The sequence below is a fragment of the Peteryoungia ipomoeae genome (genome assembly GCF_004912165.1).
In the GTDB taxonomy this organism is placed as follows: Bacteria; Pseudomonadota; Alphaproteobacteria; order Rhizobiales; family Rhizobiaceae; genus Allorhizobium; species Allorhizobium ipomoeae.
Genome location: NZ_STGV01000003.1, coordinates 501,432 through 513,877, shown reverse-complemented (window position 1 = coordinate 513,877; position 12,446 = coordinate 501,432). Strand labels below are relative to the sequence as shown.

The 12,446-nt window shown below is 61.5% G+C and carries 11 protein-coding genes; 4 read left to right on the top strand and 7 right to left on the bottom strand.

Annotated features, from left to right (window positions below):
* Nucleotides 1-39: 39 nt before the first annotated feature.
* The 4 genes from FAA97_RS12290 to FAA97_RS12275 are packed head-to-tail and all read left to right on the top strand — an operon-like array spanning nt 40 to nt 4,761.
* Nucleotides 40-1,269, top strand: a complete 1,230-nt coding sequence (locus FAA97_RS12290; protein WP_136598809.1) for an ABC transporter substrate-binding protein — start codon at nt 40-42, stop codon at nt 1,267-1,269.
* 42 nt (nt 1,270-1,311) lie between these two features.
* On the top strand, nt 1,312-2,997 hold the full coding sequence (locus FAA97_RS12285) for an ABC transporter permease (RefSeq protein ID WP_206110014.1): 1,686 nt from the start codon (nt 1,312-1,314) through the stop codon (nt 2,995-2,997).
* 2 nt (nt 2,998-2,999) lie between these two features.
* Complete coding sequence (locus FAA97_RS12280; RefSeq protein WP_136598876.1) at nt 3,000-3,662, top strand: ATP-binding cassette domain-containing protein; 663 nt, start codon at nt 3,000-3,002, stop codon at nt 3,660-3,662.
* Nucleotides 3,655-4,761 (top strand): FAD-dependent oxidoreductase, encoded by a 1,107-nt coding sequence (locus tag FAA97_RS12275; RefSeq protein WP_136598808.1) that lies wholly within the window; start codon nt 3,655-3,657, stop codon nt 4,759-4,761. Before FAA97_RS12280 ends, FAA97_RS12275 begins: the two co-directional genes overlap by 8 nt.
* 2 nt (nt 4,762-4,763) lie before the next feature.
* Here the strand turns inward: FAA97_RS12275 and zigA are convergent, their stop codons facing one another.
* The 7 genes from zigA to FAA97_RS12240 all read right to left on the bottom strand — a co-directional run bounded on the left by zigA (nt 4,764) and on the right by FAA97_RS12240 (nt 12,375).
* Entirely contained in the window at nt 4,764-5,966 is a 1,203-nt protein-coding gene (gene zigA / locus FAA97_RS12270) for a zinc metallochaperone GTPase ZigA (protein WP_136598807.1), read from the bottom strand.
* 83 nt (nt 5,967-6,049) lie between these two features.
* The gene (aztD, locus tag FAA97_RS12265; RefSeq protein WP_136598806.1) at nt 6,050-7,285 is read right to left on the bottom strand and encodes a zinc metallochaperone AztD; all 1,236 of its coding nucleotides are present in this window, start codon (nt 7,283-7,285) and stop codon (nt 6,050-6,052) included.
* A gap of 239 nt (nt 7,286-7,524) precedes the next feature.
* Nucleotides 7,525-8,139, bottom strand: a complete 615-nt coding sequence (locus FAA97_RS12260) for an ABC transporter ATP-binding protein (RefSeq protein WP_136598805.1) — start codon at nt 8,137-8,139, stop codon at nt 7,525-7,527.
* On the bottom strand, nt 8,132-8,941 hold the full coding sequence (locus FAA97_RS12255; protein WP_136598804.1) for an ATP-binding cassette domain-containing protein: 810 nt from the start codon (nt 8,939-8,941) through the stop codon (nt 8,132-8,134). Before FAA97_RS12255 ends, FAA97_RS12260 begins: the two co-directional genes overlap by 8 nt.
* Complete coding sequence (locus FAA97_RS12250) at nt 8,941-9,804, bottom strand: ABC transporter permease (RefSeq protein WP_136598803.1); 864 nt, start codon at nt 9,802-9,804, stop codon at nt 8,941-8,943. Before FAA97_RS12250 ends, FAA97_RS12255 begins: the two co-directional genes overlap by 1 nt.
* Nucleotides 9,801-10,805, bottom strand: a complete 1,005-nt coding sequence (locus FAA97_RS12245; protein ID WP_246041425.1) for an ABC transporter permease — start codon at nt 10,803-10,805, stop codon at nt 9,801-9,803. The genes FAA97_RS12250 and FAA97_RS12245 overlap by 4 nt, the downstream gene beginning before the upstream one ends.
* Nucleotides 10,798-12,375, bottom strand: a complete 1,578-nt coding sequence (locus tag FAA97_RS12240; RefSeq protein ID WP_136598802.1) for an ABC transporter substrate-binding protein — start codon at nt 12,373-12,375, stop codon at nt 10,798-10,800. The genes FAA97_RS12245 and FAA97_RS12240 overlap by 8 nt, the downstream gene beginning before the upstream one ends.
* Between the last annotated feature and the right edge of the window lie 71 nt (nt 12,376-12,446).

The window sequence follows — 12,446 nt, the reverse complement described above, 5'->3', positions numbered from 1 at the left end:
GGAAACCGGCCGGGCAATAGCGAGAGAGAAGGGCACATTATGCGTTTCAAGTCACCGATATTCGCAGCCGGTCTGATGGCAGCGATCAGCAGCCTTCCAGCCGTTGCGTCCGCCCAGGAGCCCGCCGATTGGGCTTCCATAGAAAAGGCAGCCTCGGGCCAGACGGTCTATTTTAATGCCTGGGGCGGATCGGAAAACATCAATGCCTATCTCGAATGGGTCGGCACGGAGATGAAGAGCCGCTACGGGGTGACCGTTGTGCAGGTGAAGCTTGAGGATACTGCAAGCGCCGTTTCCAAAGTCATCGCCGAAAAGGCCGCGGGCAAGAACGAGGGCGGATCTGTCGATCTCATCTGGATCAATGGCGAAAACTTTGTCTCGATGAAGAAGCAGGGCCTGCTTCATTCCCCCGGATGGGCCACCTCGCTGCCCAACTGGGCTCACGTCGACTTTGAAAACCAGCCGACCATCCTCACCGATTTTATAGAACCGACCGAGGGTCTCGAAAGCCCCTGGGGTGGTGCGAAGATGGTCTTCTTCCACGACAGCGCGCGCACGGAGGCCTCGGCCATGCCGGACAACGCGGCCGGGCTTGTCGATTGGGCCAAGAAGAACCCAGGCCGCTTCTCCTATCCGGCTCCGCCGGATTTCATCGGCTCCTCCTTCCTCAAGCAGGTGCTGAGCGAGGTGATTGCAGACCCTTCAAAACTGGCCAAACCGGTCAGCGAGGAGACATTCGAGGCCGATGTCGAGCCGCTCTTTGCCTATCTCGATCAACTCCATCCGGTCGCATGGCGCGGCGGCAAGGCCTTCCCGCAGAACTATCCCGACATGAAGCAGAAGCTTGCGGATGGCGAGCTGGACATCATTTTTGCCTTCAATCCGGCTGAAGCCTCCTCCGGCATCAAGGCCGGCGAACTGCCAGAGACGGTCCGTTCCTTCACCTTCTCCGGCGGCACGCTGGGCAATACCCATTTCGTTGCCATTCCCTATAACGCCAATGCGAAGGAAGGCGCTCTGCTCACCGCAAACTTCCTGATTTCGCCGGAAGCACAGCTGCGCAAGCAGGATCCGGCCTATTGGGGTGACCCGACCGTGCTCTCGATGGCCAAGCTGCCGGAGGCAGAGCGCGCATCCTTTGCAGCCCTTGATCTCGGTGTTGCAACGCTTTCGCCCGATAAGCTTGGTCCGGTCATCGCAGAACCTCATGCAAGCTGGATGGAGCGCATCGAGGTCGAATGGCGCCGTCGCTATGCCAGCGGCAACTGAGCCGTGACATCGCAATCGGTCAAGCGTCCCGTCGCGGATCGTCTGACGGTGCTCCTGCCCCGGAGCGCAGTCGCGTTGACGCTTGGCCTCTTGCTGTTGCCGACGGGCTTTGGCCTGCTTGGTACCGTGCTGCCGGCCTTCGGCTATCTACCGGCGCTCGGCGGCGATGAACTCGGTCTCCAGCCCTTCCGCGATCTTCTGCATACGCCAGGTCTCGGAATGGCATCGGTCCTCAGTTTCACAACCGGACTTGCGGCCACGCTGATTTCGCTCGGCATCACGCTGATCTTTGTCGCGAGCTATGCGGGCACGCCCACGCTGTCTCGCCTGCAGCACCTTTTATCACCGTTGCTTGCCGTGCCTCATGCCGCCGCAGCCTTCGCCTTTGCCTTCCTGATTGCGCCCTCCGGCTTTCTCATCCGGCTCGCCGCACCATTGCTCGGCATTGACCGTCCGCCGGACCTCCTCATTCCCCATGATCCCATGGGGCTGACAATGGTCGCAGGCCTCGTCATCAAGGAAACGCCCTTCCTCTTCCTCGTGACGCTTGCAGCACTGCCGCAGGTCGATCTCGCCGCGGCCCGAAGGCTGGCGGCCTCCTTCGGTTACGGTCGCATTGCAGGCTTCGTCTATCTGGTCTGGCCAGCGCTCTACCGGCAAATCCGCTTTGCCGTCTATGCGGTCATCGCTTATTCCTCCTCGGTCGTCGATGTGGCGCTGATCCTCGGTCCAAACCTGCCGGGCACGCTTGCGACCCGGCTTCTGCAATGGATGAATGATCCGGATCTTTCTGCCCGTTTTCTCGCCTCGGCCGGCGCTCTGCTGCAACTTGCCGTCACCATCGCAGCCCTTGTCAGCTGGCTTTTGCTGGAGCGGATCGCCGCAGTTCTCCTGCACCTCATCAGAGACGGGGGAGGTCGGTTCGTCCGGGATCGTTCGCTCCGTCAGGCCTCGGCATTGGTGGTCGGACTGATCGGAAGCGCCGTCTTTGCAGGGCTTGCCCTTCTGGCCGTCTGGTCGCTCGCGGGCCTGTGGCAGTTTCCGGTCCTCTTGCCGCAAAGTTTTACGCTGAAGAGCTGGATGAGCGCCCTGCCGCGGCTCGGTGCCCCGCTGGCCACGACATTGGTCGCCGGGATTGCCTCGACATCGATTGCCATCCTGCTCACCATCGGCTGCCTGGAACGGGAAGTTCAGACTGGCCGCAAGGTCGACGACAAGGCCCTGGCGATGCTCTATCTGCCGCTGATCGTGCCGCAGATCACCTTTGTCTTCGGTCTGCAACTTCTCTTCATCGGCAGCGGCTTCGAGCATCGCCTCATCGCGCTCGTCTTTGTCCATCTTGTCTTCGTGCTGCCTTACGTCTTCCTCTCGCTGGCCGATCCCTGGCGGGCGCTCGATCGGCGTTACGAGGTGATCGCAACGGCCCTTGGCCGCTCCCGGCTCTCTGTTCTCTTGTCGATCCGCCTGCCCATGCTGCTGCGTCCGATCCTGACCGCCCTTGCCGTTGGCTTTGCCGTCTCTGTCGGGCAGTATCTGCCGACGCTACTGATCGGGGAAGGGCGGCTTGCGACCATCACAACGGAGGCCGTGGCACTTTCCTCCGGCAACAATCGCCGCGTCATCGGAGTCTATGCCCTGTTGCAAACCGCTATTCCCTTTGTCGCTTTTGCGCTCGCAGCCCTCCTGCCGGCATTCGTTCACCGCAATCGTCAGGACATGAGGGTGTGAATATGCTCGAGCGGCAGATACGGGCCGGACTGCACCTCGCGGATGTTCAGATCCGTCTTGGCGAGACTTGCCTCATCGGGTTGTCGGCAGGGGTGCCTCCCGGTGCCGTCTTTACGGTGATGGGACCTTCGGGATCGGGAAAGTCGACATTGCTTTCCTATATCGGCGGCTTCCTGGATCCGGTCTTTAAGGCCAAGGGCAGCGTGACCGTGGATGGGATCGATCTTCTTTCCCTGGTGCCGGAAAGGCGTCGTGCCGGTATTCTGTTTCAGGATCCTTTGCTGTTCCCGCACATGTCGGTCGGTGCAAATATCGCCTTCGCCATACCATCGGAGGTTCGTGATCGGCGGCGACGTCGGCAGATCGCGGCGGAAATCCTCGTCGACATGGATCTGTCAGGCTTTGAGGCTCGCGATCCGGCAACCCTGTCGGGCGGGCAGAAGGCACGGGTGGCGCTGGCCCGCGTCCTGGTCTCCGAGCCGCGACTGCTGCTGCTCGACGAGCCCTTCTCCAAGCTCGACATGGCCTTGCGGAGCCAGATGCGCAGTCTTGTCTTCGAGCACGCCCAACGCGCCGGCCTGCCGGTCATTCTCGTCACCCATGATGAGGCCGATGCGGAAGCCGCAGGCGGTCCTGTGCATCGGATCGGAGCGATGGATGGCTGACGGCGCGTCACGCTCCTGCCCAATCCTGCTGCTTGGTGGCGGACACGCCCATGTCGAAGTTGTCCGTCATCTTGGTCAGCTTGGCCTGGGTGCGGAGGTCACCCTGGTTTCGCCGCAGCGCCACGCGCCCTACTCAGGCATGCTGCCGGGCCATGTCGCCGGGGACTACAGCTTTGATGACTTCCACATCGATCTGTCAGCGCTCTGCGCGCGCTCCGGTGTCACCTTCCTCGAAACATCGGCGACAGGCATCGATCCAGGCCGCCAGTCGGTCTCACTCGCCACCGGCGAAGACCTCGCCTACGACCTGCTTTCCATCGATATCGGTTCCACGCCCTCCCTGCCTCCAGGCATTTCCTCCGGCATTTCGGTCAAGCCGATCGCGACGTTCACGGAGCGCCTGGCGCAGCTTGATGCCGAGGCTGGACAAGGCAGTCTCCGCCGCCTCGCCATTGTCGGGCAGGGGGTGGCCGGTGTGGAGATTGCGTTTGCTCTTAGGCGTCGCTTCGAGGAGCGGAATATCCAGATCGCCCTGGTCGGCCGGTCAAAAGAGCCTGTGCCGGAGCGCAGCCGGCGCACCCGCCAGCTGTTGTTACGTGAGATGCAGGACCAGGGTATAATCCATCATCCCGATTTCGATGTGGTGGCCTATCAGGATGCAGCGCTCGTGGCCCGCGATGGGCGCCGGGTGGCAGCGGACGAAGTCGTCTGGACCACCTCAAGTGGGGCTCCCGCTTTTCTGCGCCAGACCGGCCTAAGTCTCGATGCCGACGGTTTCATTCGGGTGGACGAGACGCTGAGATCCGTCTCGCATCCTCAGGTCTTCGCCGCAGGCGATGTGGCGTCATTGCCCGACCGGCGCCCGAAAGCAGGCGTCTTTGCCGTGCGTCAGGGGCCGATCCTGGCTGAGAATATCCATCGTCGTCTGACCGGGAGGGCGCTGACGCCCTACTGTCCGCAAAAGGCCTGGCTGGTCCTGATTTCGCTCTCGAACGGACGCGCCATAGCCGACAAATGGGGCTTTGCTCTTTCAGGTCGCTGGGTGGCGCGATGGAAACATCGCATCGACACCAGCTTCATGACCAAATATCAGCGCTGAGATCAGGCAGCGCGCGTTTCCCAGCGAGGGAAGGGGTCCGGCAGGTCCCGCCAGGCATCGGGACGGAAATCCGGGCTATCGATCAGACAGGCATCAAGCTCGCCGCGTATCTTGTCCTCATCCATCGGATCGGCCCCGATGAACACGATTTCCTGCCGCCGATCACCCCAGATCGGGTCGAGATAGGGCTTCATCATCTCCAGAAAGCTTGGATCCTGCGGCCATTGCTGCCTGGAGACGGAGGTCCACCAGCGGCCCATTCTCTGGGTACGAACAAGCGCGCCAGCCTGGCTCAACTCACCGACATGATCCGGCCGGGTGGCCAGCCAGAAGAAACCCTTGGCCCGAACGACACCAGGCCAGGAGAGGTTGATGAAATCCTGGAATTTGACCGGGTCCATCGGTTTTCTGGCACGGTAGACAAAGGAACGGATGCCGTATTCCTCGGTCTCCGGAACATGGTCCTTGAAGCCGTGCAGTTCCTTGAACCACAATGGATTGGTCTCCGCCTTGGCAAAATCGAAGCGACCGGTGCCGAGCACGTGTCTGAGGTCGACCTTGCCGAAATCGGCCTCGATGAGCTTGGCCGTCGGGTTGAGGCCGACAATGATCTTGCGGGCTGCATCGCGTTCTTCGGCTGTTGCCGTTGCGATCTTGTTGAGCACGATGACGTCGGCAAACTCGATTTGCTCGACGAGCAGATCAACCAGTGTCCGTGCATCGCCTTCGCCAGCCGTTTCCCCGCGATCGGCCAGAAAATCTGCAGAACTGTAGTCTTTCAGAAGATTGGCGGCATCGACAACGGTGACCATCGTATCAAGCTTGGCCACGTCGGACAGGCTCCGTCCATGCTCGTCCCGGAAATCGAAGGTCGCCGCGACGGGCAGAGGTTCGGCGATTCCGGTCGACTCGATCAAGAGGTAGTCGAAACGGTCCTGTTCGGCGAGCGCGCGGACTTCGCTCAGCAGATCGTCGCGCAGCGTGCAGCAGATGCAGCCATTGGTCATCTCCACCAGCTGTTCCTGCGTGCGCGAAAGATTGGCGCCGCCCTCGCGGACGAGGGCGGCATCGATATTGACCTCGCTCATGTCGTTGACGATCAGCGCCACCCGCAAGCCCTCGCGATTGGCGAGGATATGGTTGAGAAGCGTTGTCTTGCCGGCGCCGAGAAAGCCGGAGAGGACGGTGACCGGAAGCTTGTTCATCTGCGTGATCCTGCACAAAGAGACGGCGGGGGAGGGCGACGAGAGGAGAGGGGTGCCGGCCCTGGGGTGGGCCGGCTATTGCCTCAATGCGAGGCGCCGGAGCCACCGACGGCAACGATGGAGAAGGGCTGTCCTTCGACCGGGATCGTGCGGATTTCCTTGAGGCTTTCGGCATCCACGACGCGAATGAGGGCGTGGCGCGGATCGGTAATTGCAAGCTGGCCATCGGCCACGGCCAGACGCGGGCGCGGATCTCTCCAATGGCCGTCCTTGCTGTAGGGTTCGGTCACTGTCGCCTTACGCAGGATCTCGCCCTTGATGACATCGAGCAGATGCAGGTCACCGTCCTCTGTCAGAATATAGGCATTGCGCGGTTCGGCGGGATCGAGAAGGAAATCGACACGACGGGTTGGCAATTCGATCAGCTTGAAGGGCGTGGCGTTGTCTGGATCGATCAGGACCACTTTGTCTTCGCCGTAGTTGCCGAGGAAGAATTGCATGGTCTTGCCGCCGACAAGCGTGCTTGTGTAGCCTTCCGGAAGGTCGTCTGGGTAGGCGAGCATTTCGAGCTTCGGGCCGTCGATGCCGCCGGGTCTGGCGATGAGAACGCCTTCCTTGCAGCCGAAGGCAACAAGCCGCGCCGAGGTGGCTTCGCCATGGAGATCGGTGCAGGTCGCCATCTCGCCAACCTGTGTGCCCTGATCGTCGACGACACGCAGACCCACCCGCGGCGGCAGTTGATCCGGCTTCTCTTGAGCTTCCAGCGTGGGAACGGAAACGAGAACATGGCGACCCATGGTCACGGCGACGCCATGATGCGGCTTGGTGGTGTCTACCGTCTTCACCTCAGCTTTGCCCTCCAGCAGGGCAGCTTCGTCGATGATCTCGGCCTTGCCGCCTCTATCGTAGAAAAGCACGGCATGGTCATCATGCGGCACGACGTGGAAAGGGCGCTTGCCTTCAAAGGTCACCGGCAGCAATCCGACATCGGCAACTTCGAGATCGCGATGATCTCCATGGTCCGAGAACAGGATGCCGGTTTTCAGAACATGCACGATGTCGTGGTCGGATTGGGTGGCGAACACGGTCTGGCCGGATGCGCTTGCGGTCAGTGCCGCATGCCCCTTCACGTCAAAACGGCCAAGCTCCTTGCCGCTGTCAAAATCGATGGCGCGCACAACCGGATCTGTGTGATCTGCCACGAACAGGCGCCAGGTTTCCTTTGTCTCATGATCGTCTGCGAACGCGCCTTGCGCGGCAAACACGAGGCCGATGGCGACAGCGGACATCAGGCGGTTTCGGAGGAGGGGCACTCTCATGGCTTGGCTTCCTTCATGCTCAATCTTGGGTGCCGTGCAGTGTCGCGTTGAGAACCTGATGACGCTGCACGGCAGGAGTAAACGGGCTTCCGAGACGTTTGTTATAACGTTACGAAATTTCTAAACGTAATAACATTACAAGATTGGTTGCTGTCAATCCCTCGAATGGCATTTGCGGTGCTTGTCCGGGTCGGAAGCGGATCGTCGCTTGATGATGCCGAAGTCGCGACAGCGGCTGCTCAGCCCTCAACAGGCCGCAGTTGTCCCTTCGCCAGCACAAGCTGCCGTGAGCTCACCCGCTTCAGCAAGGCTGCATCGTGGCTGATGGCCAGGATACCGAGACCCTGCCTGCTGCGCTCCGTCAGGAACGACCAGATCTCGACCTGCGTGATCGGGTCGAGCATGGCGGACACTTCGTCCGCGACAAGGAAACGGGTCTCCGGCCCGAGTGCGCGCACCAGGACAACCCGTTGTAGCTCTCCACCCGAGATTTCGTGCGGGTAGCGATCAAACCAGCTTCGCGACACCCCGATGGCATCGAGTGTCAGATCATCCGGCTGCCAGGCTTCCGCAATGATGCGGCCGAGCCGCCAGCGCGGATTGACGGCAAAGATCGAGGACTGGTGGATGTATTGGATCCCGCGATGGCCTGCAGAAGGCGCCGTCCCATCAAGCAGAACCTCACCCTTTTGCGGCTTCAGATAGCCGGCGACGATGCGTCCGAGCGTGGATTTGCCAGTGCCGGAAGGACCGGAAAGTCCGAGGATCTCGCCCTGTCCAAGCGCAAGCGACACGCCGTCGAGGATCGGTCTCGCCTTGGCGAAGCCAAAGTCCAGGCGTCTGAGTTCAAGCATGCATGGCCTCTCGCTCAAGCGGAGTGGCTGTGAAGTGATTGTCCGGCATGGCGAGCCAGAGCGCCCTCGCATAGGGCATGCTCAGCCTTCTGCCCTCACCGGAAAACGCATTGGCCGGCTCGATCCCGAGCAGCCGGCCGCCCGCCAGGATCGCGACGCGGTCCGCATGCGAAACGGCGGTAACGAGATCATGGGTAATCATCAGGACGGCCTTGCCGTGATCGGCGAGGCGTCGAAGATGGCAAAGCACGGTATTTGCGGCGTCGGGATCAAGGCCACTCGTGGGCTCGTCCGCGACAATCAGATCCGGCTCGCTGATGGTGGCGATCGCCAGAAGAAGGCGGCGCGCCATGCCGCCCGAGACCTGATGCGGATAAAGCCGCATGACCTCGGCACCGAGGCCGAAGCTCTCGAGGGTGTCGACAAGTTCAGTGGCGGTCTTCGCCTTGCCACCGCGTTTGGCCGCCCATTGCAATTGTTTGCCGCAACGCGCAAGCGGGTCGAGATGGCTGAGCGATTGCGGAACCAGCGCCATACGAGGGCTGCATCGCTTCCCGCCCTGAGCCGCGGCAACAGGTTGTCCGTCGAGGGAGACATCTCCCCGCACCACCGCATTTTCGGGCAGAATGCCGAACAGGGCATGTGCGAGAAGGCTCTTCCCGGCACCCGAGGCGCCAACCAAAGCGAGGACCTCGCCACGATCCACCGTCAGGTCTATGCCGTCGAGCGCGGGGACTTCGCAACGGTGAACCAGGCCGTCATAGCGGAGAAATCCGATGGAGACGTTTTCAAGTGCCAGCATCACGTCTGCTCCTGCCTGGGGTCGGTCAGCAGCCGCAGCCCATTGCCGATCGCATCGAAACTCAGCACCACGAGCAATAGCGCCAGCCCCGGAAACAGGCCGAGCCACCATTTGCCAGCGGCGAGGTAGCGCATGGAATCGGACAGCAGCACGCCGATGGCCGGTTTGGAGGGTTCTAGCCCGAAGCCGATGAAGGTCAGGCCCGCCTCATGCAGAATGGCATGGGGAAAGAGAAGCACGAGGCCGACAAGCAGTTGCGGCACCAGATGCGGCAGAAAGTGGTGCCGCCCGATATAGAACCAGGACTTGTCGAAGTGCCGCGACGCGTGAACGAACTCGGCCTGGCGCAGTTGCAGCAGTTCGGCCCTCAGAATGCGGGTGAGCCGCGGCCAGTGGGTGACGGCAACGGCTATGATCACCGCCGTCGTGCCGCCGCCAAGGCCGAAGGAGATCAGGATCAGCAGCACGAAATGCGGCAGCCCCATCGCGGCATCGATCAGAAAGGACACAGCTTCATCGGCAAGCCGTCCGCCCGTGGTCGCGGCAAGCGCAAGCAGCATGGCGATGACGACGGAACCGCAGGCCGCAATCAGGCCGACCCAGAAGCTGAGAGCCAGGCCATGCAGGGTCCGGGCGAACATGTCGCGTCCGAGTTGATCTGTTCCTGCAGGGTGAGCAAGCGAGGGGCCGAGCAGCCGTGTCGAAAAATCGGCATCGATCCCGTATTGCCCGTAGACATGCGTGGAGATCAGAACTGCCGTAAGGCCAAGCGCCGCGATGGTCGCAATCGCAAGCGTGCGTATCCTGTGTCCATCCGGGGCGCGATCGGGGGCGGATGGCGGGAGATCGAGGATGGCACTCATGCGATGCGCACTCCCGATGCCATGCGCGGGTCAACGAGCCGGTAGAGGAGATCGGCAATCGAATTGCCGAGAAAGACGACGAAGGTCAGCGCCAGCGTGATGGCAAGCAGCAGGGGCACGTCGCCCCTAATGCCGGCTTCCACCGTCGCCTTGCCAAGCCCCGGATAGGAAAACACCTGCTCGGCGAGAACCGAGCCACCGAACAGCTCGCCAAGCGAGGCAAAGAGTACGGTGACCGCCGGAAGCGCTGCATTGCGTGCGCCATGGCGCAAGGCAATGTCCATGCGCGAAGCGCCTTGCGCCCTGGCATAGAGCGCATAATCGGATTGCATGATTTCGATCATCTTGGCACGCGTGTGGAGCGCGATCTGCGCAATCCCGAGCACACTGAGCGCGGAGAGCGGCAGGGCAAGGTGTCTGGCGCGATCCAGCAAGGTCACGTCTTCAGGCAAGACGCCAATCGGCGCGGCGCAGCAGACGGGCGCCCAATTGAGGCCGACCGCAAAAACGACGAGCAGCATGATCGCCAGCCAGAAGGTGGGCGTCGAGGCGAGCACATAGGCGTAGAGCCTGATCGCCCTGTCCGCCCAGGAACCGGCAAAAGCACCGGCAACCACCCCAAGCGTGAAGCCGAGGATGCCGGAGAAAAGCCAGGCGAGCGTCATCAGGGGCAGAGAGGCGTAGAAGCGAGCAACGAGGACATCCGCGACTGGCGCGTTGTACGTCATCGAATATCCGAGATCGCCGGCGAGGAGGTTTTGCCCCCAGCGCCAGAATTGCGTGATGGCGGGCTGGTCGAACCCCCATTTCTCGGCAATCAGTGCCCGCTGTTCCGGTCCCACACGGGCGATGTCGGCCCCGAGATAGGCATTGATCGGATCAACCGGAGAATTCTTCGTCAGCGCAAAGGCCACGATCGCAACGGTCAGGAGGACGAGCACGAGCCTGATCGCCTTTGCGGCGACCAAGCCCACCCAGCCCTGTCGGCTCGACTTATTCACACGTCCACGTCCAGCTCTGCATCATGGCGGTAATTGGCCAACCATGGCCATGCGGCTCGATCTGGGTTGCGCCGATATCGAGGCATTCACTGACATAGTAGATATGATCGAGATTGACGAGCCAGGCCCAGGCTGCATCGCCCCTGACGCCGAAACCTGTCGAGCCGTCCCAATCGGCCTTTTGCCAGTCGGCGAAGGAGGCTTCCAGGCTTTGCGCATTTTGTGCTGCGGCAAGATGCTGGTCGACGGTCGGGTTTGCATAGAAGCCGGCATTGTAGAATTCCACGCCAGCAAGACCCGACTGATAAAGGTTGTAGACCTCAACCGGCGAATGGCTGCCCCAGCCGAACACCACAGGTTCGGAATGCATGATACGGCCGATCTCGTCCCAGCTCTTGCCGGTGGCCGTGGCTTTGATGCCAAGCGCCTTCAGCTGTTCTGACACCGTTTCGGCAAGCGCCCGACGGGTGGAATCCGCCGCAGGATAATTGATCAGGAAGGCGGCCTTCACACCTTCTTTCGCGCGGATACCATCGGTCCCGAGCGTCCAGCCGGCAGCGTCCAGTACCTTTCCAGCTTCGGCCGGATCAAAGGCAAGACCGGCTTCCGGATTGGACCAGGGCAAGCCGTCTGCCGGACCCGACGCGGGCTTGCCATGGCCGAGAAGCGCTACCTCGACCAGCTGTTTGCGGTCGATGCCGAGATTGACGGCGCGCCGAATGGCAGGATCGGCGGTGACATCATTGCCGATCACTTTACCCTCGCCGCTCACCTTGCCTTCTGCTTTCGGAATCGGAAAAACGATGCCGCGGTTGTCGACCGAAGGGACGACAATCTGCTTGAACCCTTCCGGCGTCGCATCTGCCGCCGTTGCCGGTACGGAAACCATATCCACCTGTCCGGCCTGGGCGGCGGCAAGGCTCGTATCCTCCTCGGTAAAGAGGAAGGTGATCCGCTCGAACGGACCCGTCTTTCCGTAATAGTTGGGGTTCTTCTCGACGATCAGCTGCTGGCCTTCGCTCCAGGAGACGAGCTTGTACGGGCCGGATCCCACAGGATTGCGGGCATACCCCTCGCCGTAGCTGTCGGAGGGTACGATCCCCAGTGCATAGAAATTTTCGGTGAAGGTGATCCAGGGCTTCTTCAGCCGGATCTCGACGGTTTGAGCATCGATGACGCTTGCCGTATCAAGCGCCGTCATGTCGACGGCACCGCCGGCCTTTGCAGCCTGGTTGAAGGTGAAGGCGACATCATCGGCTGTGAGTGGCGATCCGTCAGAGAACTTGGCGTCCGGCCTGATCGCAATGGTCCATGTCAGCCGGTCATCGGAGAGCGACCATTCGGTTGCCAGATCAGGTGCTGTCTTGAGGTCGGCGTCGCGGGTGAGCAGCGTCGACTGGAAGAGGGGGTGGCCATAACGTCCCCAGCCCAACAGCGGATCATAGCCGCCTTCCGGCTCCCCGCCGATCGCCAGCACCAGCTGCGACTTGGCATGGCTCAACGCCGTGCCGGACAAAAGCGCCGTGACGGCGAGAGCGAACACGGCGATCCGATCAATTGCCTTGGTCATGAAACTTAACCTATATCGAAAGAAAGGGTCTTGAATGACCCTCGAAATGACCAGACCATAAACCTGGAAAA

Bases quoted from the DNA above. Each gene is read 5' to 3' on its own strand.
- FAA97_RS12250 (WP_136598803.1), bottom strand. From the start codon at position 9,804: ATGAGTGCCATCCTCGATCTCCCGCCATCCGCCCCCGATCGCGCCCCG.
- FAA97_RS12255 (WP_136598804.1), bottom strand. From the start codon at position 8,941: ATGCTGGCACTTGAAAACGTCTCCATCGGATTTCTCCGCTATGACGGC.
- FAA97_RS12275 (WP_136598808.1), top strand. From the start codon at position 3,655: ATGGCTGACGGCGCGTCACGCTCCTGCCCAATCCTGCTGCTTGGTGGC.
- aztD (WP_136598806.1), bottom strand. From the start codon at position 7,285: ATGAGAGTGCCCCTCCTCCGAAACCGCCTGATGTCCGCTGTCGCCATC.
- FAA97_RS12280 (WP_136598876.1), top strand. From the start codon at position 3,000: ATGCTCGAGCGGCAGATACGGGCCGGACTGCACCTCGCGGATGTTCAG.
- FAA97_RS12290 (WP_136598809.1), top strand. From the start codon at position 40: ATGCGTTTCAAGTCACCGATATTCGCAGCCGGTCTGATGGCAGCGATC.
- zigA (WP_136598807.1), bottom strand. From the start codon at position 5,966: ATGAACAAGCTTCCGGTCACCGTCCTCTCCGGCTTTCTCGGCGCCGGC.
- FAA97_RS12260 (WP_136598805.1), bottom strand. From the start codon at position 8,139: ATGCTTGAACTCAGACGCCTGGACTTTGGCTTCGCCAAGGCGAGACCG.
- FAA97_RS12240 (WP_136598802.1), bottom strand. From the start codon at position 12,375: ATGACCAAGGCAATTGATCGGATCGCCGTGTTCGCTCTCGCCGTCACG.